This is a genomic window from Pseudomonas sp. 8_5_2 (assembly GCF_059295255.1).
The window spans coordinates 1,854,525-1,877,047 of sequence record NZ_CM181238.1; the positions used below are offsets into that span (position 1 = coordinate 1,854,525).

Genomic DNA, 22,523 nt, shown 5'->3' on the forward strand with positions numbered 1-22,523 from the left:
AAGCTTGAAAGCCCCGTATCCGAGAGGATGCGGGGCTTTTTCTTTGCCTGTGCAGATATCTGCCAGAAGGTGTGCCTTTTGCCGCTTGCCAGCGTCGAAACCCGGTCCCTATCCTCTAGGCACCTGGCCCATTCGGGAACACTGCATGAACTTCATCCAAAGCAACCTCAACAACCTGTTGGCCATCGCCTGGTTTGCCCTGTGCTGGGGCGGGTACACCCGCTATGCCATCTGGAAGGGCCGCGACACCGCCTGCCTGGCCAGCGTGCTGCACCTGTACCGGGAAGACTGGATGCGCCGCATGTTGCTGCGCGACAACCGCATCGCCGATGCCAGCGTGATCGGCAACCTGGAGCGCAACGCCTCGTTCTTCGCCTCCAGTACCCTGATCATCCTGGCCGGCATACTCACCGTGCTGGGTGCCTCGGACCGGGCACTGTCGCTGCTGGCCGACCTGCCGCTAGTCCAGCAGGCGTCCCAGGGCATGTCGGAGATCAAGCTGCTGTGCCTGGCCACGGTGTTCGTCTATGCCTTCTTCACCTTCAGCTGGTGCATGCGCCAGTACAACTTCGCCGCAGTACTGGTAGGCTCGGCACCGATGGTCGGCGAGCGCCTGGTCAACGAGCTGGAGCGCAAGGCGTTCGCTTCACGCGCGGCGCGGGTACTGTCGCTGGCTGCCAACCAGTTCAACCTGGGCCTGCGCTCGTATTACTTCGGCATGGCCATGTTGAGCTGGTTCATCAGCCCGTGGTTGTTCATGGCCATGAGTGTCGGGGTAGTGCTGATCCTGTACCGCCGCGAGTTCCATTCGGATGTGCTCGATGTGATGGTGTTCACACCCACGGAAAGTGTGCCTGGCGAGCCTGCCAGGGAAACTAGTGCGGCGGGCAACTGAAACGTTTAATCCTCAAGTTTCAGGCACAAAAAAACCCGACAGCGTCGGGTTTTTTTGTTTCAGCCAATTACTGCTTGGCGGGTTCGGCCGGCGTAACTGGGGCAGCCGGAGTAGCCGGAGCGGCTTCTTCGGCAGCCTTCTGCTCGGCTTCGGCCTGATCTTTGGCAGCTTCGGCGTTTTCCTTGGCGGCGTCGTTCATCTTATCCTGAGCTTCACCCATTTTCTCCTGGGCTTGTTCAGCATGTTCTTGTGCGTCCTGGGCTTTGTCTTCGCTCGCTTTATCGCAAGCGGCCAGGCCCATGGCAGCAGCCAGCATCAGAGCAAAAGCAAAAGGTTTACGCATGGGGGTGTTTCTCCTTGGTGGAATAAGTTGACTTGAACCTTCGAGTACAACTACGCGGAAGAAGTTCAACGGAGATTACAGATATATAACGCCCCGTTCCAGATAGACTTTTTACTCAATCCATGCCGCTGCGGCAGTTCAGGTGGATACAGCGAATGAGCGATTCAACCTTGATGGCCATGGCCGAGCGTTTTCTCTCGGCATTGAAACATTGCCAGTTGTTGCAGATGCGTGTGGTACACGCCGATGCGCAGGGCATCACCCTCATCCTGCCCTGGTCGCCGGCCATCGTCGGCAACCCGCAAACCGGCGCTGTGCATGGCGGCGCCCTGACCACGCTGATGGACACCACCTGCGGCATGGCCACGCTGTGTGTGCTGCCGCGCTTCGAGGTGTGCCCGACGCTGGACCTGCGTATCGACTACATGCACCCGGCGCAGGCCGGCAAGGCAATCTACGGCCATGCCCAGTGCTACCGGGTGACCCGTGATGTGATCTTTACCCGTGGCACCGCCTACCAGGACGACCCTGACCAGCCGATTTGCCAGGTGGTCGGTACATTCATGCGGCTGGGCCAGGAGGTCAAGGGCGGCATCCGCTTTGGCAACAACCTGAAGGAGGGTGGGGCATGATTCCGCACGCGGTTCGCCAGCAGCTCAACGCCGCCCATGCCCAGGGGGATTACCGGCCGCTACTGGCGCTGATCCCCTACGCAGGCCTGATCGGCATCGAATGCGAGCGCCGGGGCGAGGACCTGCTGTTTCGCCTGCCGGCCAACCCGGACAACATCGGCAACCCGCTGCTGCCCGCCATTCACGGCGGCGTGATCGCCGGCTTCATGGAGCTGTCGGCGGCGCTGTACCTGCTGATCTACAGCGACAGCGCAAGCATTCCGAAGATCATCGATTTTTCCATCGACTACCTGCGGGCCGGGCATTTTCGGGATACCTACGCACAGTGCCAGCTGTGGCGCCAGGGTCGACGGGTGACCAACGTGGCCATCACCGCCTGGCAAGGTGACAGGCAATCGCCGATCGCCACGGCGCGCGCGCATTTCAAGATTGAACCGGAAAAGCCCTTGAAATCATCCGGGCTGCCCCCATCTGCATGACATCCGCCTTTAACGCAGGCCGAACCGGCCGCCAGGCGCCCACTGCCATCAGATCGGAGTTTTGAAGACCATGAGTGTGGATACTCAAAAAGAAACGCTGGGCTTCCAGACCGAGGTAAAGCAGCTGCTGCACCTCATGATCCATTCGCTGTATTCGAACAAGGAGATCTTCCTGCGTGAGTTGATCTCCAACGCCTCCGATGCCGTGGACAAACTGCGCTTCGAAGCGCTGGCCAAGCCCGAGCTGCTCGAGGGCGGCGATGAACTGAAGATTCGCGTGAGCTTCGACAAGGACGCCGGTACCGTCACCCTCGAGGACAACGGCATCGGCATGAGCCGCGAAGACGTCATTGCTCACCTGGGTACCATCGCCAAGTCCGGCACTGCCGACTTCATGAAGAACCTCACCGGTGACCAGAAGAAGGACTCGCACCTGATCGGTCAGTTCGGCGTGGGCTTCTACTCCGCGTTCATCGTTGCCGACAAGGTCGATGTGTACAGCCGTCGCGCCGGCCAGCCGGCCGCCGAAGGCGTGCACTGGTCGTCGAAAGGCGAGGGTGAGTTCGATGTGGCCACCATCGACAAGCCACAGCGCGGTACCCGCATTGTCCTGCACCTGAAGAAGGACGAGCTGGAGTTCGCCGATGGCTGGCGCCTGCGCAACGTGGTCAAGAAGTACTCCGATCACATCGCCTTGCCGATTCAGCTGCCGAAAGAGCAAGCTGCAGCCGAAGGTGAAGAACAGCCAGCCGAAGAGTGGGAAACCGTCAACCGCGCCAGCGCCCTGTGGACCCGTCCGCGTACCGAGATCAAGGACGAGGAATACCAGGAGTTCTACAAGCACATCGGCCATGACTTCGAAAACCCGCTGGCCTGGAGCCACAACAAGGTCGAAGGCAAGCTGGAATACAATTCGCTGCTGTACGTGCCGGCCCGCGCGCCGTTCGATCTGTACCAGCGCGAAGCACCGCGCGGCCTGAAACTGTACGTGCAGCGTGTGTTCATCATGGACCAGGCCGAGTCGTTCCTGCCGCTGTACCTGCGCTTCATCAAGGGTGTGGTCGACTCCAACGACCTGTCGCTGAACGTGTCGCGTGAAATCCTGCAGAAAGACCCGATCATCGATTCGATGAAGACCGCGCTGACCAAGCGCGTGCTGGACATGCTGGAGAAGCTGGCGAAGAACGAACCCGAGCAGTACAAGGGCTTCTGGAAAAACTTTGGTCAGGTGCTGAAAGAAGGCCCGGCCGAAGACTTTGCCAACAAGGAAAAAATCGCCGGCCTGCTGCGCTTCGCCTCCACCCAGGACGAGAGCGGCGAGCAAAGTGTCTCCCTGGCCTACTACCTGGCCCGCGCCAAGGAAGGACAGGACAAGATCTATTACCTGACCGGCGAGTCCTACGCGCAGGTCAAGAACAGCCCGCACCTGGAAGTCTTCCGCAAGAAAGGCATCGAAGTGCTGCTGCTGACCGACCGCATCGACGAGTGGCTGATGAGCTACCTCAACGAGTTCGACGGCAAGGCGTTTGTCGACGTCGCCCGCGGCGACCTGGACCTGGGCAACCTGGATTCGGAAGAAGACAAGAAGGCCCAGGAAGAAGTCGCCAAGGACAAGGAAGGCCTGGTCGAGCGCCTGAAAGGTGCGCTGGGTGACAGCGTGGCCGAAGTGCGTGTATCGCACCGCCTGACTGATTCGCCGGCGATCCTGGCCATTGGCGAGCAGGACCTGGGCCTGCAGATGCGTCAGATCCTCGAAGCCAGCGGGCAGAAGGTGCCCGAGTCCAAGCCGATCTTCGAATTCAACCCGGGTCACCCGCTGATCGAGAAGCTGGACAACGAACAGAGCGAGGACCGCTTTGCCGAGTTGTCGCACATCCTGTTCGATCAGGCGGCCCTGGCGGCCGGTGACAGCCTGAAAGACCCGGCGGCCTACGTTCGTCGCCTGAACAAGCTGCTGGTCGAGCTGTCTGCTTGAGTTGATGCACAGGAAAGCCCGCTTCGGCGGGCTTTTTTCATGGCAGGCTTTTTAAGAACAGTGCCAAAGGAGTGCTTGATGAGCAAAGTAATCGTCGAATCGCTGGTCTACCATCTGTCCGGCAAGACCTACGAAAGCCGCTTGGTCCATGAGCCGGGGGCGCTGGGCCGGCCGGGGCTGGTGATGGCGCCGAACTGGATGGGTATCGGCGAGGGGGCCGAGCGCATCGCCAAGGAAGTGGCCGAGAAGGGCTATGTGGTGCTGATTGCTGACTTGTACGGGCAAGGTGTGCGTCCGTCCAATGCCGACGAGGCCGGCGCGGCAATGATGCCGCTGAAGAACGACCGTGGTGAGTTGCGCAAGCGCATGCAAGAGGCCCTGGCGCAGCTGTTGGGGCAGTCGAAGGCGCTGCTGGAGCCTGGCATGGTTGGCACGTTCGGTTTCTGCTTCGGTGGCTGCTGCGCCCTGGAGCTGGCGCGTACCGGGGCTGACCTGCGGGCGGCGGTGTCGTTCCATGGCACCCTGGACACGCCGAACGCAGAAGATGCCAAGCGCATCAAGGGCTCGGTGCTGGTGCTGCATGGTGCTTCCGATCCACTGGTGCCGAAAGAGCAGTTGCCAGCGTTCGAAGACGAGATGAATGCGGCCAAGGTCGACTGGCAGCTGCTGAGCTACGGCGGGGCAGTGCACTCGTTTACCGACCCGAATGCCAATGTGCCGGGCAAGATGCAGTATGACCGCCGTACTTCGGAGCGGGCGTTCCGCTCGATGCACAACCTGCTCAGCGAAGTTTTCCAGCGCTGATACCGCAGGGGCCGCTGTGCGGCCCATCGCCGGCAAGCGCGGCTCCCACAAAGTGGCATGAGCTGTATCTGTGGGAGCTGGCTTGTCGTGGCGACGAACCGCGGCGATGGGCTGCAAAGCAGCCCCAAAATCACCTAGGCAACTCGATCCTCGAAGTTTCCCTCGGCACCACTGGCCAATCCCCGGCAGCCCACTTGGCCCTGGCTTGCTCGATCAGTTCCGGGTCACTGGCGACAAAATTCCAGTTCATCCGCCGCGGCCCATCCAGCGGGTCCCCGCCAATCAGTACCAACTGGCACTCTTCCTCGGCATACAGCGTCACCCATTCACCCTCTGGCAGGACCACCAGGCTGCACGCCTCGACCTGTTCGCCATCCATGAACAGCTCACCGTCGAGCAGATACAGCGCCCGCTGTACATGTTCGCCAGGTACTACCAGCGTAGTGGCCGGCTGCATCGTCACATGCGCATAAAGGGTAGGGGAGAGCACCGGCACCGGTGATTCCAGGCAGAACCCGCTGCCTGCAATCATGCAGATACGCACGCCCAGGCTATCACTGAACGGCAAGCTCGCCGCTGGATGATGGCTGTAGCTCGGTTCGCCCTGTTCCAGCGCCTGTGGCGAGGCCAGCCACACCTGCAGCCCGTGCAAGCGTGAGCCATGGCTCAGGGCGTCCGCAGGCGTGCGCTCGACATGCGCCACACCTTTACCAGCGGTCATCCAGCTCACATCCCCAGGCAGCACGCGCTGCTCCGAGCCGAGGCTGTCTTTGTGCAGGATTGCGCCTTCGAACAAGTAAGTCAGCGTTGACAGGCCAATATGCGGGTGCTGGCGGATGTCCATGCCGTGCCCCGGGGGATAGTCGGTTTCGAGCATATGGTCGAAAAACACGAATGGGCCGACGCTGCGGCACTGGGCCGATGGCAGCGGGCGCAGGATCGGCTGGCCCTCGACCGACTCGGCACGTGGGCGGATGACCAGAGGGCTGCTCATGGGAAGGGCTCCAGGCGAGGTGGAATGCCCCTAGCATAGCGGTTCGCAGGCGTTGGCTGAACCGTCTGGTTGGCCGGCCGGTCTACTCTTTCCATACCCGGTAAAAGGAAGCTGCCCCATGATAGCCAGAGCGCTGGCCTGCGTGCTGTTGTCCGGCTGGCTGTGCCAGGCGGCACAGGCGCGCGACTACCGCTACAGTGATGCCCACCTGCACTATGTCGACTTCTTCCAGGAAAGCGAGGGGATGCCGGCGCTTGTCAAGGCCATGGATGCGGCAGGTATCGACCAGTCGATGATTTCCGGTATCCCGGTGGCCAAGAAGTGGCATGAGGACGAGCCCAAGCGCCCGCGCTATTACGCCGGTGACGACGCCGATGCCTACTGGTACAGCGCAACCGACACCTACGTGGCGGCGGCCGTGCTGAAATTGCCGGACGAGCAGCGTCGGCGTTTTCATCCGTTCCTGACCGGTTTCAATCCGGTGGACAAGAACGCCGTCAGCCACATCGAACGCATGCTCGATATGTACCCGGGCCTGTGGCAAGGCATTGGCGAGGTATTCACCCGTCACGACGACCTCACGGCACTGACCAGTGGTGACACGCCGCGCGCCAACAACGAAGCCATGACGCGCATCTATCACCTGGCGGCCGAGCGCGATCTGCCGGTGCTGCTGCATTCCAACATCACCTCCAAGCGCGAGCGCAACCCGTTGTACCTGGCGGAGCTCGAAGAACCACTGCGCAATCACCCGCATACGCGGTTCATCTGGGCGCATGCCGGCAGCAGCATGGAGATCCACCGGCACCAGACGCAGATGGACTTTCTGCTGCCGGTGCTGACGCGGTTGCTGGACGATTACCCGAACCTGTATGTCGACCTGTCGTGGAGTGTGCTGGAGCCTTATCTGCTGGACGACAAGGGGGTACCGCGCAAGGAATGGCTGGCCTTGGTCGAGAAGCACCCGGAACGGTTCATGCTGGGGTCGGATGTGGTCGGGCGGTTTGGCAGCCTGGGGGAGCAACTGCACGGGTTCGGGCCGTTTCTGGATGCATTGCCGGAGGCGGTGGCAAACAAGGTGGCCCGGGAGAATTTTCTGTCTATTCTGCCCAGGCATAAATGATGGTTGCCGGCGATAGGGCCGGTACAGGCAGCAAAAACAAAAACGCCCCGAACCAGTCGGGGCGTTTTCAATTACTGCAGCGAGGCCTTACTTGCCTTCCCAGCGCTTGAGCACCAGGGTGGCGTTGGTGCCGCCAAAGCCGAAGCTATTGCTCATGACCGTGTCGATCTTGGCGTTTTCTTCGGTTTTGCGCAGGATCGGCAGGTCGGCGACCTCCGGGTCCAGTTCGTCGATGTTGGCGGAGCCGGCGATGAAGTTGTTTTCCATCATCAGCAGGCAGTAGATTGCCTCGTGTACACCAGCGGCGCCCAGCGAGTGGCCCGACAGGCTCTTGGTCGAGCTGATTTTCGGGGCCTTGTCGCCGAACACGGCGCGAACACCCTTGATCTCGGCAACGTCACCGACCGGAGTCGAAGTGCCGTGGGTGTTCAGGTAGTCGATCGGGGTGTCGACGGTGGACAGTGCCTGCTGCATGCAGCGGATGGCACCTTCGCCGCTCGGGGCAACCATGTCGTAGCCGTCGGAAGTGGCACCATAACCGACGATTTCGGCGTAGATTTTCGCGCCACGGGCCAACGCGTGTTCGAGCTCCTCGACCACCACCATGCCACCACCGCCAGCGATGACGAAGCCATCACGGTCGGCGTCATAGGCGCGCGAAGCCAGTTCCGGGGTTTCGTTGCGCTTGGTCGACAGGGCGCCCATGGCATCGAACAGGAACGACTGGCTCCAGTGCTCTTCTTCACCGCCACCGGCGAAGACGATGTCCTGCTTGCCCCACTGGATCTGCTCCAGGGCGGTGCCGATGCAGTGTGCCGAAGTGGCGCAGGCCGACGAGATCGAGTAGTTGAGGCCCTTGATCTTGAACGGGGTCGCCAGGCACGCCGAAACGGTGCTGCCCATGGTGCGGGTGACGCGGTACGGGCCGACGCGCTTGACGCCTTTCTCACGCAGGGTGTCCAGCGCTTCCATCTGGTTCAGGGTCGAGGCGCCGCCGGAGCCCGCCACCAGGCCGGTACGCGGGTTGGAAACCTGCTCTTCGGTCAGGCCGGCGTCCTTGATCGCGTCCTGCATGGCCAGGTAGGCGTAGGCAGCGGCGTGGCCGACGAAGCGGTAGACCTTGCGGTCGATCAGTTCTTCGAGGTTGAGGTCGATGGACCCGGAAACCTGGCTACGCAGCCCCATTTCCTTGTATTCCGGGTTGTAACGGATACCCGGACGGCTGTTGCGCAGGTTTTCGGTGACGGTAGCTTTGTCATTGCCCAGGCACGATACGATGCCCAGACCAGTGATAACGACGCGGCGCATGCGAATAACCCTTAGAAATTGTCAGTGGAGGTGAACACGCCGACCCGCAGGGCTTCGGCAGTGTAGATCTCGCGGCCGTCAACGCTGACGGAGCCATCGGCGATGGCCATGTTCAGCTTGCCTTTGAGGACGCGCTTGATGTGAATGTTGTAGGTGACTTTCTTGGCAGTAGGCAATACCTGGCCAAAGAATTTCACTTCACCCGAACCCAGGGCACGACCGCGGCCTGGCAGGCCCTGCCAGCCGAGGAAGAAACCGACCAGCTGCCACATGGCGTCGAGGCCCAGGCAGCCCGGCATGACCGGATCGCCTTCGAAGTGGCAGGCAAAGAACCACAGGTCCGGATTGATATCCAGCTCGGCGACCAATTCACCTTTGCCGTACTTGCCGCCTTCTTCGCTGATATGGGTGATGCGATCGACCATCAGCATGTTCGGCGCGGGCAGTTGCGCATTACCTGGGCCGAACAGCTCACCGCGACTGCAGCGCAGCAGGTCTTCCCGAGTAAAGGCGTGTTGTTTGGTCATGCGAGCTCCTCAATAACCCCCTGTGGCAGGGGATGAATCTTCCCGGCCGGCCCGAAAAGCGATGACTTCGGGGCGGCAGCCTACAGGTAGACTATTGCGTTGTGGTGAAAGTCACAGCGCACCTGGCGAAAGAAGTACAGGTGTGCACTGAAACGTCTATTTTCAGGTCCGATGAAGGTCCTGTCCAGTGTTTAAGACTGCCGCACTTTAGCATTTATCGCCAGTCGCGGTTGTCTGACCGGGTAGCCAGCGCTGCAGCACGCGCTGCAGTTCGCTGCGGCGCAACGGTTTGGTCAGGTAGTCATCCATGCCCGCGGCCATGCAACGCTCGCGGTCGCCCTGCAAGGCGTTGGCGGTCAGGGCGATGATCGGCAGGCGGGCGCCGTTGGGCAGCTGGCGGATGCGCCGGGTGGCCTCATAGCCATCCAGGTGCGGCAGGCGGCAGTCCATCAGCACGGCGGCAAAGCGCTGCTGGCTGACCCGTTCGACTGCCTCCAGGCCGTCCTCGGCGGTGCAAACCGTAACGCCAAGGCTGCGCAGCATGGCTTCGATGACGCTCTGGTTGACCGGATTGTCCTCTACCAGCAGCACTTCATCATTGCCGGCGACCGGCGTGCTGGCAGCCATTGGCAGGGGCCGCTTGCCGGGGGGCGGGCTGGCCACGGCCAGAGGCATCTCCAGGGTGAAGGTAGAGCCCAGGCCTTCCCGGCTTTCACCGCGCAGCTTGCCGCCCATGCGTTCGGCCAGGGTACGGGCGATCGACAGCCCCAGCCCGGTGCCGCCATAGCGTCGGGAAATCGAGCTGTCGGCCTGCTGGAAGGCGACGAACATCATTTCCAGGCGGTCGTTGTCGATGCCGATACCGGTGTCGCGCACACTGCAGGTCAACCAGATCAGCTGCCGGTCCAGCACCTGCCACTGCGCCTCCACCTGCACCTGGCCGCGTTCGGTGAACTTCAGGGCGTTGGCCACCAGGTTGAGCAGGATCTGGCGGATCCGCGTAGGGTCGCCGTTCACCTGCAATTGCTCGATGCCGGCCGGCAATTGCAGGTGCAAGCCGAGGCCGCGCTGCTGGGCGCTGTGCTGGAACGACTGGACGCTGCTGGTGATCAGCTCGGCCAGGTTGAAGTCGATATGCTCCAGTTGCAGCGCGGCGCGTTCGATGCGGGAGAAATCGAGGATGTCGTTGATGACCTTCAGCAAATGCCCGGTGGATTCACTGGCCACTGCGGTGTAGTCGGCCTGTTCGCTGCTCAACGAGGTGGTTTCTAGCAACTGCAGCATGCCCAGCACACCATTCATCGGCGTGCGCAGCTCGTGGCTCATCATGGCCAGGAAGTCCGATTTGGCCCGGTTGGCCTGCTCGGCCTCTTCACGGGCCTGGATCAGCTCGGCAATGGCCTGCTTCTGTTCGTCACTGGCCTGCTCCAGGGCCTGCGCCAGGTTGTTGATGTGGCGCGCCAGGTGGCCCAGCTCGCTGTCATCGACCACCGGCAAGGGGGTGTTGTACTCGCCTTGCTGAATCGCCTTGACCGCATGGCCCATGTCGCTGATCGGCTTGGCCAGGCTCAGGGCCAGGCGGCGCGCCAGCAAAAAGGTGAACAGCAGGGCGAACAGCGCCAGGATGCCGGCCTTGATCACGATTTCCTGCTGCCGCTGGCTGAAGGCGTCATCGGACATGCCGACGATCACCCGCCCCAGGTAGTCGTCACCAATGGCCGGGGTGGTAGCCTTGCCCTGTTGCAGGAAGTCGTTGTCCAGGCGGATCTGCTGCAGGCGAATGGGCGCCTGGAACACTTCGACCTGTTGCGCGCGGTTGGCGCTTTCGTCGGACTGCTCGACGTACACCAGGATGTGGTTACGGCTGTCCTGTACCTCCAGAAAACGCACGTGGGGAATGCTGAGGGTGGCACGCATCAGCCCTTCGAGCACTTCGTTGTTGCCCGAGATCACCCCGTATTCCGACGCCGGTGCCAGCTGGTTGGCAATCAGTTGCCCGGTGTGGTTGAGCTCCTGACGCAGGTCCTGGATGCGCACGAAGGTGAAAAAGCTGATCAGCAGCAAGGTCAGCAGCAGGGCCGGGCCGAGGCTGATGATCTGGGTGCGGGTATGAATGTCCCAGCTCAGGCGCTTGCTCATGGGGTGGGTTCTCCTTCGGCCAGGGCCTTGGCGGCGGCGTTCGGATCGATCGGTTCAAGGCCCAGGGCGCGGGCAACCTGCTGGTTGCCACTGACGCCGTAGCGCGCAGGGTAGAGGCTGCGCGGCCAGTGCGCGGGTGGCTGGTCGAGCAACTGGTCGAGCACCGCCAGCCAGTCGTCCTGGTCGCTGTAGGTGCTGGCCAGGGCACCGGCGCGGACAAAACCCGCGTTTGGGCCGATCAGCGCCATTTGTCGGCCATAGCTGCTCAGCAGCAGGTTCTTTACGGTCTTGGAGTTGTACAGGGCCGGGTCGTCCAGGCCCAGCAGCACGTCGCTACTGGCCAAAAGCTGCTGCAGCGGCCGGCTGTCACGCGCGTCGGGCCAGTCTTGGGCCACGATCTCCAGGCCCAGCGGGCGGGCGGCATGGCGCAGTTCGTCGAGCAGAAAACCGCTGTGTTCACCGTACAGCACACCAATGCGCTGGGCCTGCGGCAGCAGGTAGCGTGCCAGGCGCAATTGCCGGCCCAGCGGCGCGTCGCTCCACAGCAGGGTGACGAACGCGGGGCGCGACTTTCCCAGGCGTTGTTCAGCCTGTACCCGGCTGATCCGCATGGCCAGGGCCGGTGGGCCGGCGCTCTCGCCCAGGCGCCACTCCAGCGCGGCGCTGTCCAGCAGGATCAGGCGCTGGTCGGTTTTCAGCTTGCCCGGGCGCGGCAGCTCGGCGGTGGTCTGGAAACGCACATGATCGTGCGGGCGACGGCTTTCCAGCGCGGCGACGAAGCTGCGAATGCCTGGCTGGTCTTCGCCGCCTACCAGCAGAATTTCGCTGGCGGACAACGGCCCCAACGGCCACAGGCAGAGCAGCAACAGACGCAGCAGCAGGGCCATCAGAACTCCAGCTCGGCGCTGACGCTCAGCCGGTGACGGCTGTCGTAGCGGTTCTGGATCGCCGTGGTCGGCTGGTCGTCCAGGCGCTGCTGCCACAGCGCCGCCAGTTCCAGGTTGCTGCCATACACGCGCAGGCGCTTGGCCAGGCGCAGGTCGATGCGTTCGTAGCGGTACTGGTTGAGCGCATCGTCGCCATAGTAGAACAGCGCGCTCGACCAGCCGTCGCCCCATTCGCGCAGCCACCCGGCCGAGCCGCTGTTGCGGGCACTGAGGCGGCGGTCGTCGGGGTTGCTGGCCCAGGCATCGACGTAGGCGTAGGTCAGGCGCAGGCGGTCGCGCAGGGTCGGGCGCCAATCCAGTTGCGCTTCACTGCCGCTGAAGCGGGCCTTGTTGGCGTTGCTGGCAATGTACTGGTTGTTCTTCAGCGGCTCGCTGATCATTCCGGTGATCTCGTCGTAGAACAGCTTCACATCCATGCTCAGGTCGATGTCGCTGAAATAGCCGTTGTAGCCGAGTTCACGCGAGCGCATGCGCTCCTGTTCGAGGTCACCAGGGCCGCGGGTCTTGACGAAATATTCGCCGTTCTGCAGACCGAAGGCATTGGGCGAGAGGTTCTTTACCGTGTAGCTCCAGTTGACGTTGTTCTCGAACATGTCCGGCGAGCGTACTGCTTCGGAGTACACCGCGCGCAGGCCGTGGCGCGGGGTGATCAGGTAGTTGATCGCCACGCGCGGGGTGAGCGAGTTGCCCGACAGGCGCGAGTCCTCGAACATGGCGCCGCCCTGCAGGATCCAGTGCTCGTCGGCGCGCCATTCGAGCTGGCCGAACAAGCGCCAGGTCTGGTCATCGAGGCTGCCGTTGAAGTAGGTCTGCGAATCGGCACGATCATAGCGGTAATTCATGCCGCTCAGCAGGCGCAGGCTGTCGGTCAGGCTCAGGGTGTCCTGGATTTCCAGGTCATAGCGGGTTTCGCGGGTGCTCTGGTCGACGTCGCCGCAGACCGGCTGGCTGCCACCGGCCTGCCATTGTTCGCGCACCTTGTTGGACAGGGCGCTGAGCACCGGGTCACTGCTGCTTGGCAGGTCGCCTGCGGCCACGCCGCGCGCGACTTTCTCGGCGAAGTCCGGGTTCATTTGCCAGAGCTGGGTCAGTTCAGGGCTGAACGACTGCAAGGCATCGCAGGCCCGCCACACCTGTTGCCGGTCGAAGTGCTGTGCCGAGCCCTGGATATAAAGGCTGTGTTCGGCACTGAACTCCTTGGTCCAGCGCAACGAGCCGGCGTAGTCCTTGGCGTTGACGTCGGCGTTGTTGCCGGCCTCGTACCTGGCAAATACCGGCTGGTAGGTGTAAGGCCGCTGGTTGCTGCCTTCCTTGGCCGCCAGTTGCCACTCCAGGGTCTGGTCCACCGCCAGGTTGTGGCTGGCGCTGAGGTTGAAGCGGGTCAGCCGGCGGCTGTCGCGGTAGTCCTGACCGAACTGGTCCTGGTCGAAGCCGTCGTCCTGCTGGCCCGACAGCGACAGGCGCATGTCGCCACCGTCCCAGCCGAAGCCGTGACTGGCGTAGAAGTCGTTGATGCCATCCTCGCCGCGGGTCAGCTTCAGCCGCGTGCCATGGCTGTCGGCGGGGTTGCGGGTGAGGATGTTGACCACGGCCATCAGCGCGTTGGCGCCGTAGCTGACTGTGTTGGGGCCGCGGAATACCTCGATGCGCTCGATGTCCTCCATGGCCAGCGGAATATCGCTCCAGTCGACGGTGGCCAGGCCGGCGCGGTACACCGAGCGGCCATCGATCAGCACCTGCATGCGCCGTGCATCGTTGACGTTGCTGCCGTGGTAGTTGACGGTCGGCTGGTTACCGGCGCCGTAGCCGATCATCATGCCCGGCACCAGGCGTAGCAGCTCGGGGATGTCACGGGCACCGCTGGCACGGATCAGCGCGCTGTCGAGCACGGTCATGCTGCCCGGCACTGCTGCCGGGGATTGTTTCAGGCGCGTGGCGGTCAGAACCTGCGGCAGGTCGGTGCTGTCGATGAACAGGTCATCTGCCATGGCCGGGCCACCGAGCAGGGCGGTCAGTATCAGCAGGCGCGGGTAAGGGGGCGTGCCAGGGAACACGGAGCGGCCTTGTATCAGGAGTGAAACAGGCATGGTAACTGACCTTGGCGCATTTGCCAGTGATCAGCCTTACCTGTTTGGGCCCTTTCGTGCTGCTGAAGGTGGCGCGGTCCCTGTGGGAGCGGGTTTACCCGCGAAAGGGCCGGCACTGACACTGGTTCTGTAGCAGGCGAGCCGTATAATGGCGGCGTCGCCACTTAATTTTTGGCTTTAACGGATTGAATATGACTGAACAGCAACCTGTTGCAGTTCTGGGAGGCGGCAGCTTCGGCACCGCCGTGGCGAACCTGCTGGCGCAGAACGGTGTGCCGGTGCGCCAATGGATGCGCGACCCGGAGCAGGCCGAGGCCATGCGCGTCAATCGTGAAAACCCGCGCTACCTCAAGGGTATCCGCCTGCACGACGGCGTCGAGCCGGTCAACGACCTGTTGGCCACCCTGCAGGCCTGCGAGCTGGTGTTCGTTGCCCTGCCATCGAGCGCCTTGCGCAGCGTGCTGGCACCGCATGCCGAGCTGCTGCGTGGCAAGGGCCTGGTCAGCCTGACCAAGGGTATCGAAGCGCAAAGCTTCAAGCTGATGAGCCAGATACTCGAAGAAATCGCCCCCGAGGCCCGCATCGGTGTGCTGTCCGGACCCAACCTGGCCCGCGAGATCGCCGAGCACGCGCTGACTGCCACGGTGGTTGCAAGCGAAGACGACAGACTCTGCGAGCAGGTGCAAAGCGTACTGCACGGGCATACGTTCCGCGTCTATGCCAGTGGCGACCGCTTCGGTGTAGAGCTGGGCGGGGCGCTGAAGAACGTCTACGCCATCATCGCCGGCATGGCGGTGGCCCTGGGCATGGGCGAGAACACCAAGAGCATGCTGATTACCCGTGCCCTGGCCGAAATGACCCGCTTCGCTGTCAGCCAGGGCGCAAACCCCATGACCTTCCTCGGCCTGGCCGGTGTCGGTGACCTGATCGTCACCTGCTCCTCGCCCAAGAGCCGCAACTACCAGGTTGGCTACGCGCTGGGGCAGGGCCACAGCCTGGAAGAGGCGGTCAACCGCCTGGGCGAAGTGGCCGAAGGCGTCAACACCCTGAAGGTGCTGAAGGCCAAGGCCCAGGAAGCGCAGGTGTACATGCCGCTGGTCGCGGGCCTGCATGCCATCCTGTTCGAAGGCCGGACGCTGAACCAGGTGATCGAGCACCTGATGCGTGCCGAGCCCAAGACCGATGTCGATTTCATTTCCATCAGCGGCTTCAACTGAGCCGAACAGAGCAAGGAGCGGTACATGAACGATACCCCGGAACGCGCCCAGCGCGAGTCGATCATCCTGCGGGTGCTGTGGATGCTGGTGTTCCTGGTGGTCTGGCAACTGGCCGAGCTGCTGCTGGCTGGCCTGGTGCTGGTGCAGCTGATCTACCGCCTGGTATACGGCGCCCCTAGCGCCAGCTTGATGAATTTCGGTGACAGCCTCAGCCAGTACCTGGCGCAGATCGGCCGCTTTGGCAGCTTCCACACCGACCAGAAGCCCTGGCCGTTTGCCGACTGGCCGACCCCGCGGCCCCCTGAAGGCGAGGCCCCGCATGCCGTGGCCCCGGCCCCACACCCGGTACGTGACGAGGAGCCCAAGCTGTGAAGCTGTGGGTGCTGCGCCATGGTGAAGCGGAGCCGCGCGCCAATACCGATGCCGAGCGCCGCCTGACCGCCCATGGTCGCGAGCAGGTACTGCGCAGCGCTGCCCGCCTGCTGGGGCAGCCGTTGCAGGCCATCATCGCCAGCCCCTACGTACGGGCCCAGCAGACGGCGGCACTGGTGCACGACACCCTCGGTTTCGCCGAGCAAGTGCGCACCGTGCCCTGGCTGACGCCAGAAAGCGATGTGCTGCAAGCGATTGGCGAAATCGAGCGGCTGGGCCTGGAGCATGTACTGCTGGTCAGCCACCAGCCGCTGGTGGGTAACCTGGTCGGGATGTTGGAACAGGGGCACCAGCAGCAGCCTGCAGCCATGAGTACGGCCAGCCTGGCAGAGCTGGAAGGGGAATGGCCGCTGGCTGGGCTGATGACGTTGCTGGCGATCAACTCCCCGGCGTGAAGCCCGGGGCCGCGCAATCAGGAAAGCAACTGGCATTTTTGCCAGTTGCCGCGCTTGCTGCACGGTTGCTACGGTTGGCTCCAGACAAATACGCAGGGAATAGCGAATGCGCGGTCAGATGTGGGAGCTGTTGAGCTCCTTGGACCTGCAACCCACCGTAGACAAGGTGCAACAAGGCGTAGTGCTGGATTTTGCCCATTACAGCCTGTTGCGCGATTCTGCCGATGCCAAGCTCCGTCACCTGATGCACAAGGTCAACGGCAACACCGAGCGGGAACCCACCGTGAGGCTGCAAAGCGAGCAGGACCTGCTCAGGCTTCAGGATGCCTGTCTGCGCGTCTCCCATCTGCTGCAAACCAGTTGCCTGGCCCTGCGTCGCCTGCAGCTGGACCACCAGGATCAGCGCCTGGCCCGCGAAGCGCTGGAGAGCCAACTGGCCTACATGCAAGCCTGCCTGCACCGTTCACTGGACAGTTTCGACCGTTCCTCATGGCCTGATAGCCACCGCCGATGACCTTTCCGGACGTTGCCGAACCGCCCGCCGATACCGACAATGGGCGATCATCCCGGTCCGGACCAGCCGCCATGTCGCAGCAGATCTTCTTCGCCCATGCCAACGGTTTTCCCTCGGCCACCTACGGCAAGCTGTTCGCCGCCCTGGCACCGGACTACCAGGTGCAGCACCTGGCCCAGCACGGGCACGATCCGCGCTTTCCGGTGGACGAAAACTGGCAGAGCCTGGTCGATGAACTGTTGCACCACCTGGCCCGGCAGGAGCAGCCGGTCTGGGGCGTCGGCCATTCGCTGGGCGGTGTGCTGCACCTGCACGCGGCGCTGCGCTGCCCCGAGTACTACCGCGGCGTAGTGATGCTCGACTCACCGGTACTCACCCGCGCCGACCAATGGTTGCTGCGCACGGCCAAGCGCTTCGGTTTCATCGACCGTATCACCCCGGCCGGGCGCACGCTTGGGCGCCGTGACAGCTTCGATGACCGCGACAGTGCCCGGGACTATTTTGCCGGCAAGTCGCTGTTCCGCCATTTTGACCCCGAATGCCTGGATGCCTATGTCGAGCATGGCCTGCAGGCCATGGAGCAGGGGGTGCAGTTGCGCTTCGACCCGGCTACGGAAATCAGCATCTACCGCAGCATCCCGCATACCAGCCCGGCACCGGCCCGGCAGCTGCAGGTACCACTGGCCATGGTGCGCGGCGAGCGCAGCAACGTCATTCGCCGCCACCACACCCTGGCGGTGCGCGGTATGCCCAAGGGCGAGTACCACAGCGTGCCGGGGGGACACATGTTCCCGCTGGAACGCCCAACCGACACCGCCAGCCTGATCAAGGGCCTGTTCGACCGCTGGAGCCAGGCATGAGCGCGCAGGTCGAGGAAGTGCGCCTGAGCCTGGGCCATATCGAACTGGCTGCGCACCTGTTCGGCCCTGAAGACGGGTTGCCGGTAATCGCCTTGCATGGCTGGCTGGACAATGCCAACAGCTTTGCCCGCCTCGCGCCGCAACTGCAGGGTCTGCGCATCGTTGCGCTGGACCTCGCCGGACATGGTTATTCCGAGCACCGACCGCCTGGCGCCGGGTATGCCTTGGCCGACTACGCCCATGATGTTCTGCGGGTGGCCGAGCAGCTGGGCTGGCAACGTTTCGCGCTGCTCGGCCATTCGCTGGGGGCGATCATCGCGGTGCAACTGGCCGGTGCCTTGCCAGACCGGGTCAGCCATCTGGCCTTGATTGACGGGGTCATTCCGCCAACCGGTGCCGAGCAGGATGCCGGCGAGCGGCTGGGCATGGCGCTGCAGGCCCAGCTGCGCCTGGATGGCAAGCGCAAGTCGGTATACGCCACGCTGGAGCAGGGCGTGCAGGCGCGCATGAAAGGCATGGTCGCGGTCAGCCGTGAGGCAGCCGAGCTGCTGGCCCAGCGCGGCCTGATGCCGGTGCCCGGTGGGTACAGCTGGCGCAGTGACAGCCGCCTGACCCTGCCATCGCCGCTGCGCCTGAGTGAGGCCCAGGCCATGGCGTATGTGCGCCGGGTGAGTTGCCCGGCGTGCCTGGTCGTGGCCGCCGACGGTATGCTGGCGCGCCACACCAAGCTGCTGGAGCAGCTACCCTTCGAACAGGTGGAGCTGCCCGGTGGCCACCACCTGCACCTGAACGATGAGCAGGGTGCGGCCCTTGTCGCAGACTGTTTCAATCGTTTCTTTGGCATTCCTTGACTTGCACCGGACAAGTGTCGAGGCTTGGCGGGTTGAACAGGGAGACAACCATGCATCTGCCAGACATCCTGGAGTTTCACTTCGGCGCACCGCGCCGCCTGGGCCGCCAATGAGTGCGCCTGTAGCCATCCGCAATGCCGTCGCCGCCTGCCTGGTATTCGCCAGCCCCGTGCTGTGGGCCGGCAGCCTGCCGGTACCGGCGGACGCCAAAGTGGTCGACCAGCGCCCGGCCGTGGAGCAGGAGCGCGTCTACCCGATGGGCCCGCTGCGCAAGATCAGCGGCCGCCTGCGCATGGAGGACAAGGTCGAGAGCCGCGGCCAGGTCAGCTCGGTAACCTACGAACTGCCGGTCGAGCGTACCGCCCGCGAAGCCTTCACCAGTGCTCGTGAAGCACTGCAGCACGACGGTGGCTACCCGTTGTTCTGGTGCCAGGGCCGTGATTGCGGCGAGGCCAGCCTGTGGGCCAACGATGTGTTTGCCAATGCCCGCCTCAATGGCGGCGACGAGCAGCAGGCGTTCATCCTGCTGCGCCGCTCGGCCGAGCAGGCCGACACCCTGGTCGCGCTGTACAGCGTCACCCGTGGCAACCGCCGCGCCTACCTGCACGTTGAGGAGTTCGTTGCCGCCGGCCCGCTGGGCGAACTGTTGCCGACCGCTGCCACGGTGCTGCGCGAAATGCGCGATACCGGCAAGCTCGACTACCCTGACCTGGCGGCGCCGCAAGACACCTGGGTAAACCTGCTGGCCCGCAGCCTCAATCTCGACAGCACCCTGCGTGCCAGCCTCAGTGGCGCTCAGGCGGAATCCTGGCGCGAGGCGCTGGTCAAGGCGGGTGTACGCAACGGCCGCCTCGAAGTCGGCAGCGCGCCCACCGAAGGCCTGCACCTTGAACTGATCCGTTGAACGAGCACCAACATGGTTAACAACGACCGCCTGCTGATCCAGATCCTGCTGCTGGCGTTGCTGGGTGCCGGCCTGTGGGTCATGGCTCCGTTCATTTCGGCGCTGTTGTGGGGGGCCATCCTGGCCTTTGCCAGCTGGCCATTGATGCGTTTGCTGACGCGCGTGCTGGGCGGCCGCGAGACCCTGGCGGCCAGCGTGCTGACCATTGCCTGGATCCTGATCGTGGCCCTGCCGCTGGTGTGGCTGGGCTTCAACCTGGCCGATCACATACGCGACGCCACCGCGTTCGTGCGTGACGTGCAGGTGGACGGCCTGCCCGATGCCCCCGCCTGGCTGGGCAGCATTCCGTTCGTAGGCGAGCGGCTGGTCAGCTGGTGGCAATCGCTGGACCAGCAGGGCGCCGCCTTGCTGGCTTCGGTAAAGCCGTACCTGGGACAGGTGGGCAACTGGCTGCTGGCGCGCAGTGCGCAGATCGGCAGCGGCGTGCTGGAGCTCACCCTCAGCCTGGTGTTCGTGTTCTTCTTCTACCGCGATGGGCCACGCCTGGCGGCGTTCGTGCTGCGCCTGCTGCAGCGCCTGATGGGTGACCGCGCCGAGTACTACCTGGAACTGGTGGCCGGCACTGTGCAGCGGGTGGTCAACGGGGTGATTGGTACTGCAGCCGCCCAGGGCCTGCTGGCAATGATCGGCTTCCTGATCGCCGGCGTACCTGGTGCCATCGTGCTGGGCCTGGTGACCTTCATGCTCAGCCTGATCCCCATGGGCCCGCCGCTGGCCTGGATACCGGCCACTGGCTGGCTGGTGTGGAAGGGCGAGTATGGCATGGCGGTGTTCCTCGGTATCTGGGGCACGTTCGTCATCAGTGGGGTAGACAACGTGCTCAAGCCGTACCTGATCAGCCGGGGCGGCAACCTGCCGTTGGTGATCGTGTTGCTGGGGGTGTTCGGCGGTTTGCTGGCGTTTGGCTTCATCGGCCTGTTCATCGGGCCGACCCTGTTGGCGGTGGGTTACAGCCTGTTGCTGGACTGGAGCCGTAACGCCGTGCAGCAGCCGCCTCAGCGGTAGCCTGTCCCGGCCTCTTGGCGGGTAAACCCGCTCCCACCGGAATCTCTCAGGCCTGAACCCATGAGGTCCCGGTAGGTGCGGGCTTACCCGCGAAGAGGCCGGCACTGACACCCCCAAAGCCCACATTTTTACGCTTTCTTTATTCCTCTCCCCACCACCCGATCTCGCTCCTTTACGCCCCTCCCTCGGACAATCTCCCCAAAGCGGCCCAAGCCGCACCACGGGGAGAACTACTCATGAACATGCTCGAAGGGCTGTCACTGCTGCTGGCAGTGGCCTTGGCGTTTTATCTGCTGGCGGCGCTGCTGCGCGCCGATCGCAGCTAGGAGCGGCCATGCACAGTCACGATTACGCCTTGCTCCTGGCATTTTTCGCCATCGTGCTGCTCCCGGCACCCTGGCTTGGGCGGTTCTACTTCAAGGTCATGGAAGGCCAGCGCACCTGGCTGTCGCCGCTGCTGGGCCCGGTCGAGCAGGGCTGCTACCGGCTTGCGGGAGTAAACGCCAGCCAGGAGCAGAACTGGCGCCAGTACACCCTTGCCTTGGTAGCGTTCAACCTGGCCGGGTTCCTGCTGTTGTTCGCCGTATTGCTATTGCAGGGCTACCTGCCGCTCAACCCGCAGCATTTGCCCGGCCAGGAATGGTCGCTGGCGTTCAATACTGCCGTGAGCTTCATCACCAATACCAACTGGCAGGCCTACAGCGGTGAGGCATCAGTCAGCTACCTCAGCCAGATGCTCGGCCTGACCGTGCAGAACTTCGTCAGCGCCGCAACCGGCCTGGCCGTGCTGGTTGCCCTGTGTCGCGGTATTGCCCGGCGCAGTGCCAACACCCTTGGCAACTTCTGGGTCGACATGACCCGCGCCACCCTCTACGGCTTGCTGCCGCTGTGCCTGCTGCTGGCGCTGCTGCTGGTAGGGCAGGGCGTGCCGCAAACCCTGGCCGACTACGCCCACGCGGTGACCTTGCAAGGTGCCGAGCAGACCATCCCGCTGGGCCCGGCGGCCAGCCAGATCGCCATCAAGCAGCTGGGTACCAACGGCGGTGGCTTCTTCGGGGTCAACGCGGCGCACCCGTTCGAGAACCCCACTGCCTGGAGCAACCTGTTCGAGGTGGCGTCGATCATCCTGATCCCGGCAGCCCTGGTGTTCACTTTCGGCCACTACGTAAAGGACCTGCGCCAAAGCCGCGCAATCCTGGCCTGCATGCTCGCGCTGTTCCTGATTGGCGGCAGTATGGCGTTGTGGTCCGAGTACCAGCCCAACCCGGCGCTTGAAGGCGCCCAGGTACAGCAGGGCGCGCCTATGGAAGGCAAGGAAAGCCGCTTCGGCACTACCGGCTCGGTGCTGTGGACGGTGACCACCACTGCCGCCTCCAACGGCTCGGTAAACGCCATGCACGACAGCCTCAACCCGCTGACCGGCATGGTGGCGATGGTCAACATGATGGTTGGCGAGGTGATCTTCGGCGGCGTCGGCGCAGGGCTGTACGGCATGGTGCTGTTCGTGCTGATCGCGGTGTTCCTGGCCGGGCTGATGATCGGTCGCACGCCGGAATACCTGGGCAAGAAACTGCAGGCGCGTGAGGTACAACTGTTGGTGGCAACACTTCTGGTGATGCCGGTTGGCGTGCTGGTACTCGGCGCCATCGCTGCCAGCCTGTCGGGCCCGGCAGGTGCGGTCAGCAACCCCGGCGCACATGGTTTCAGCCAGCTGCTGTACGCCTACACCTCGGGCACCGCCAACAATGGCTCGGCGTTTGCCGGTTTTGGCGCCAATACCGTGTATCACAACCTGATGATTGGCCTGGCCATGCTCATCGGCCGCTTTGGCTACATCCTGCCGGTGCTGGCCTTGGCCGGCAGCCTGGCGGCGAAGAAGAGCGCGCCCCAGGGGCAGAACAGCTTCCCCACCCACGGCGCGCTGTTCACCGGCCTGCTGCTGGTGACCATCCTGCTGGTCGGGGGGCTGACCTTCCTGCCGACCCTGGCCCTTGGACCAATCGCCGAACACCTGAGCCTGGCTTACTGAGGA

The 22,523-nt window shown here is 63.6% G+C and carries 23 protein-coding genes; 16 read left to right on the forward strand and 7 right to left on the reverse strand.

What is annotated here, in order from left to right; all coding sequences use genetic code 11:
* Nucleotides 1-145 precede the first annotated feature (145 nt).
* Nucleotides 146-895, forward strand: coding sequence for a DUF599 domain-containing protein (locus tag AC5O5R_RS08455; RefSeq protein ID WP_172226311.1), 750 nt, complete (start codon nucleotides 146-148; stop codon nucleotides 893-895).
* Nucleotides 896-962: 67 nt separating this feature from the next.
* Here AC5O5R_RS08455 and AC5O5R_RS08460 read toward each other — a convergent pair whose 3' ends face one another.
* Nucleotides 963-1,238, reverse strand: a complete 276-nt coding sequence (locus AC5O5R_RS08460) for a hypothetical protein (protein ID WP_172226308.1) — start codon at nucleotides 1,236-1,238, stop codon at nucleotides 963-965.
* 155 nt (nucleotides 1,239-1,393) lie between these two features.
* Here AC5O5R_RS08460 and AC5O5R_RS08465 point away from each other — a divergent pair, with 155 nt between their 5' ends.
* The 4 genes from AC5O5R_RS08465 (at nucleotide 1,394) to AC5O5R_RS08480 (ending at nucleotide 5,128) form a co-directional block, all read left to right on the forward strand.
* The gene (locus tag AC5O5R_RS08465; protein WP_172226305.1) at nucleotides 1,394-1,870 is read left to right on the forward strand and encodes a PaaI family thioesterase; all 477 of its coding nucleotides are present in this window, start codon (nucleotides 1,394-1,396) and stop codon (nucleotides 1,868-1,870) included.
* Nucleotides 1,867-2,349, forward strand: coding sequence for a PaaI family thioesterase (locus tag AC5O5R_RS08470; protein ID WP_172226302.1), 483 nt, complete (start codon nucleotides 1,867-1,869; stop codon nucleotides 2,347-2,349). The genes AC5O5R_RS08465 and AC5O5R_RS08470 overlap by 4 nt, the downstream gene beginning before the upstream one ends.
* Nucleotides 2,350-2,419: 70 nt before the next feature.
* Nucleotides 2,420-4,324 carry a molecular chaperone HtpG gene (htpG, locus tag AC5O5R_RS08475; RefSeq protein WP_172226299.1) on the forward strand — a complete coding sequence of 635 codons (1,905 nt, stop codon included), beginning with the start codon at nucleotides 2,420-2,422 and terminating at the stop codon, nucleotides 4,322-4,324.
* A 78-nt stretch (nucleotides 4,325-4,402) separates the two neighbouring features.
* Nucleotides 4,403-5,128 (forward strand): dienelactone hydrolase family protein, encoded by a 726-nt coding sequence (locus tag AC5O5R_RS08480; RefSeq protein WP_172226281.1) that lies wholly within the window; start codon nucleotides 4,403-4,405, stop codon nucleotides 5,126-5,128.
* A 130-nt stretch (nucleotides 5,129-5,258) separates the two neighbouring features.
* Here AC5O5R_RS08480 and AC5O5R_RS08485 read toward each other — a convergent pair whose 3' ends face one another.
* Nucleotides 5,259-6,122 (reverse strand): pirin family protein, encoded by an 864-nt coding sequence (locus AC5O5R_RS08485; RefSeq protein WP_172226278.1) that lies wholly within the window; start codon nucleotides 6,120-6,122, stop codon nucleotides 5,259-5,261.
* A 118-nt stretch (nucleotides 6,123-6,240) separates the two neighbouring features.
* Here AC5O5R_RS08485 and AC5O5R_RS08490 point away from each other — a divergent pair, with 118 nt between their 5' ends.
* Nucleotides 6,241-7,245, forward strand: a complete 1,005-nt coding sequence (locus tag AC5O5R_RS08490) for an amidohydrolase family protein (RefSeq protein ID WP_172286249.1) — start codon at nucleotides 6,241-6,243, stop codon at nucleotides 7,243-7,245.
* Between the two features lie 87 nt (nucleotides 7,246-7,332).
* On the opposite strand, the gene fabB is transcribed toward AC5O5R_RS08490, so the two are convergent.
* The 5 genes from fabB to AC5O5R_RS08515 form a co-directional block, all read right to left on the reverse strand.
* Nucleotides 7,333-8,553 carry a beta-ketoacyl-ACP synthase I gene (gene fabB, locus AC5O5R_RS08495; RefSeq protein WP_172226272.1) on the reverse strand — a complete coding sequence of 407 codons (1,221 nt, stop codon included), beginning with the start codon at nucleotides 8,551-8,553 and terminating at the stop codon, nucleotides 7,333-7,335.
* 11 nt (nucleotides 8,554-8,564) lie between these two features.
* The gene (gene fabA, locus AC5O5R_RS08500; RefSeq protein ID WP_027592861.1) at nucleotides 8,565-9,080 is read right to left on the reverse strand and encodes a 3-hydroxyacyl-[acyl-carrier-protein] dehydratase FabA; all 516 of its coding nucleotides are present in this window, start codon (nucleotides 9,078-9,080) and stop codon (nucleotides 8,565-8,567) included.
* A gap of 207 nt (nucleotides 9,081-9,287) precedes the next feature.
* Entirely contained in the window at nucleotides 9,288-11,219 is a 1,932-nt protein-coding gene (locus tag AC5O5R_RS08505; RefSeq protein WP_172226269.1) for an ATP-binding protein, read from the reverse strand.
* Nucleotides 11,216-12,106: an ABC transporter substrate-binding protein gene (locus tag AC5O5R_RS08510; RefSeq protein WP_172226266.1), complete on the reverse strand. Its 891-nt coding sequence runs from the start codon at nucleotides 12,104-12,106 to the stop codon at nucleotides 11,216-11,218. Before AC5O5R_RS08510 ends, AC5O5R_RS08505 begins: the two co-directional genes overlap by 4 nt.
* The gene (locus tag AC5O5R_RS08515) at nucleotides 12,106-14,253 is read right to left on the reverse strand and encodes a TonB-dependent receptor plug domain-containing protein (protein WP_172226263.1); all 2,148 of its coding nucleotides are present in this window, start codon (nucleotides 14,251-14,253) and stop codon (nucleotides 12,106-12,108) included. The genes AC5O5R_RS08510 and AC5O5R_RS08515 overlap by 1 nt, the downstream gene beginning before the upstream one ends.
* Nucleotides 14,254-14,444: 191 nt before the next feature.
* Between AC5O5R_RS08515 and AC5O5R_RS08520 the strand changes: the two genes are divergently transcribed.
* From AC5O5R_RS08520 to kdpA, 10 genes are all read left to right on the forward strand, one after another.
* Nucleotides 14,445-15,470 carry an NAD(P)H-dependent glycerol-3-phosphate dehydrogenase gene (locus AC5O5R_RS08520; protein WP_172286251.1) on the forward strand — a complete coding sequence of 342 codons (1,026 nt, stop codon included), beginning with the start codon at nucleotides 14,445-14,447 and terminating at the stop codon, nucleotides 15,468-15,470.
* A gap of 24 nt (nucleotides 15,471-15,494) precedes the next feature.
* Nucleotides 15,495-15,842 carry a DUF4389 domain-containing protein gene (locus AC5O5R_RS08525; RefSeq protein WP_172224100.1) on the forward strand — a complete coding sequence of 116 codons (348 nt, stop codon included), beginning with the start codon at nucleotides 15,495-15,497 and terminating at the stop codon, nucleotides 15,840-15,842.
* A complete protein-coding gene (gene sixA / locus AC5O5R_RS08530) occupies nucleotides 15,839-16,297 on the forward strand; it encodes a phosphohistidine phosphatase SixA (RefSeq protein ID WP_172224097.1) in 459 nt (152 codons plus the stop codon). Before AC5O5R_RS08525 ends, sixA begins: the two co-directional genes overlap by 4 nt.
* A gap of 106 nt (nucleotides 16,298-16,403) precedes the next feature.
* A complete protein-coding gene (locus tag AC5O5R_RS08535; RefSeq protein ID WP_256676310.1) occupies nucleotides 16,404-16,811 on the forward strand; it encodes a hypothetical protein in 408 nt (135 codons plus the stop codon).
* A gap of 71 nt (nucleotides 16,812-16,882) precedes the next feature.
* A complete protein-coding gene (locus AC5O5R_RS08540; RefSeq protein ID WP_172224093.1) occupies nucleotides 16,883-17,671 on the forward strand; it encodes an alpha/beta fold hydrolase in 789 nt (262 codons plus the stop codon).
* Nucleotides 17,668-18,522 carry an alpha/beta hydrolase gene (locus tag AC5O5R_RS08545; protein ID WP_172224090.1) on the forward strand — a complete coding sequence of 285 codons (855 nt, stop codon included), beginning with the start codon at nucleotides 17,668-17,670 and terminating at the stop codon, nucleotides 18,520-18,522. The genes AC5O5R_RS08540 and AC5O5R_RS08545 overlap by 4 nt, the downstream gene beginning before the upstream one ends.
* A gap of 109 nt (nucleotides 18,523-18,631) precedes the next feature.
* Complete coding sequence (locus tag AC5O5R_RS08550) at nucleotides 18,632-19,426, forward strand: DUF4892 domain-containing protein (RefSeq protein ID WP_172224087.1); 795 nt, start codon at nucleotides 18,632-18,634, stop codon at nucleotides 19,424-19,426.
* Between the two features lie 12 nt (nucleotides 19,427-19,438).
* Nucleotides 19,439-20,491 carry an AI-2E family transporter gene (locus tag AC5O5R_RS08555; RefSeq protein WP_172224084.1) on the forward strand — a complete coding sequence of 351 codons (1,053 nt, stop codon included), beginning with the start codon at nucleotides 19,439-19,441 and terminating at the stop codon, nucleotides 20,489-20,491.
* Nucleotides 20,492-20,727: 236 nt separating this feature from the next.
* Nucleotides 20,728-20,817: a K(+)-transporting ATPase subunit F gene (gene kdpF, locus AC5O5R_RS08560; protein ID WP_172224081.1), complete on the forward strand. Its 90-nt coding sequence runs from the start codon at nucleotides 20,728-20,730 to the stop codon at nucleotides 20,815-20,817.
* Nucleotides 20,818-20,825: 8 nt separating this feature from the next.
* Nucleotides 20,826-22,520, forward strand: a complete 1,695-nt coding sequence (kdpA, locus tag AC5O5R_RS08565; protein WP_172224078.1) for a potassium-transporting ATPase subunit KdpA — start codon at nucleotides 20,826-20,828, stop codon at nucleotides 22,518-22,520.
* The last annotated feature ends 3 nt before the right edge of the window (nucleotides 22,521-22,523 follow it).

Bases quoted from the DNA above. Each gene is read 5' to 3' on its own strand.
- AC5O5R_RS08455 (WP_172226311.1), top strand. From the start codon at position 146: ATGAACTTCATCCAAAGCAACCTCAACAACCTGTTGGCCATCGCCTGG.
- AC5O5R_RS08460 (WP_172226308.1), bottom strand. From the start codon at position 1,238: ATGCGTAAACCTTTTGCTTTTGCTCTGATGCTGGCTGCTGCCATGGGC.
- AC5O5R_RS08465 (WP_172226305.1), top strand. From the start codon at position 1,394: ATGAGCGATTCAACCTTGATGGCCATGGCCGAGCGTTTTCTCTCGGCA.
- AC5O5R_RS08470 (WP_172226302.1), top strand. From the start codon at position 1,867: ATGATTCCGCACGCGGTTCGCCAGCAGCTCAACGCCGCCCATGCCCAG.
- htpG (WP_172226299.1), top strand. From the start codon at position 2,420: ATGAGTGTGGATACTCAAAAAGAAACGCTGGGCTTCCAGACCGAGGTA.
- AC5O5R_RS08480 (WP_172226281.1), top strand. From the start codon at position 4,403: ATGAGCAAAGTAATCGTCGAATCGCTGGTCTACCATCTGTCCGGCAAG.
- AC5O5R_RS08485 (WP_172226278.1), bottom strand. From the start codon at position 6,122: ATGAGCAGCCCTCTGGTCATCCGCCCACGTGCCGAGTCGGTCGAGGGC.
- AC5O5R_RS08490 (WP_172286249.1), top strand. From the start codon at position 6,241: ATGATAGCCAGAGCGCTGGCCTGCGTGCTGTTGTCCGGCTGGCTGTGC.
- fabB (WP_172226272.1), bottom strand. From the start codon at position 8,553: ATGCGCCGCGTCGTTATCACTGGTCTGGGCATCGTATCGTGCCTGGGC.
- fabA (WP_027592861.1), bottom strand. From the start codon at position 9,080: ATGACCAAACAACACGCCTTTACTCGGGAAGACCTGCTGCGCTGCAGT.
- AC5O5R_RS08505 (WP_172226269.1), bottom strand. From the start codon at position 11,219: ATGAGCAAGCGCCTGAGCTGGGACATTCATACCCGCACCCAGATCATC.
- AC5O5R_RS08510 (WP_172226266.1), bottom strand. From the start codon at position 12,106: ATGGCCCTGCTGCTGCGTCTGTTGCTGCTCTGCCTGTGGCCGTTGGGG.
- AC5O5R_RS08515 (WP_172226263.1), bottom strand. From the start codon at position 14,253: ATGCCTGTTTCACTCCTGATACAAGGCCGCTCCGTGTTCCCTGGCACG.
- AC5O5R_RS08520 (WP_172286251.1), top strand. From the start codon at position 14,445: ATGACTGAACAGCAACCTGTTGCAGTTCTGGGAGGCGGCAGCTTCGGC.
- AC5O5R_RS08525 (WP_172224100.1), top strand. From the start codon at position 15,495: ATGAACGATACCCCGGAACGCGCCCAGCGCGAGTCGATCATCCTGCGG.
- AC5O5R_RS08535 (WP_256676310.1), top strand. From the start codon at position 16,404: ATGCGCGGTCAGATGTGGGAGCTGTTGAGCTCCTTGGACCTGCAACCC.
- AC5O5R_RS08540 (WP_172224093.1), top strand. From the start codon at position 16,883: ATGTCGCAGCAGATCTTCTTCGCCCATGCCAACGGTTTTCCCTCGGCC.
- AC5O5R_RS08545 (WP_172224090.1), top strand. From the start codon at position 17,668: ATGAGCGCGCAGGTCGAGGAAGTGCGCCTGAGCCTGGGCCATATCGAA.
- AC5O5R_RS08550 (WP_172224087.1), top strand. From the start codon at position 18,632: ATGAGTGCGCCTGTAGCCATCCGCAATGCCGTCGCCGCCTGCCTGGTA.
- AC5O5R_RS08555 (WP_172224084.1), top strand. From the start codon at position 19,439: ATGGTTAACAACGACCGCCTGCTGATCCAGATCCTGCTGCTGGCGTTG.
- kdpF (WP_172224081.1), top strand. From the start codon at position 20,728: ATGAACATGCTCGAAGGGCTGTCACTGCTGCTGGCAGTGGCCTTGGCG.
- kdpA (WP_172224078.1), top strand. From the start codon at position 20,826: ATGCACAGTCACGATTACGCCTTGCTCCTGGCATTTTTCGCCATCGTG.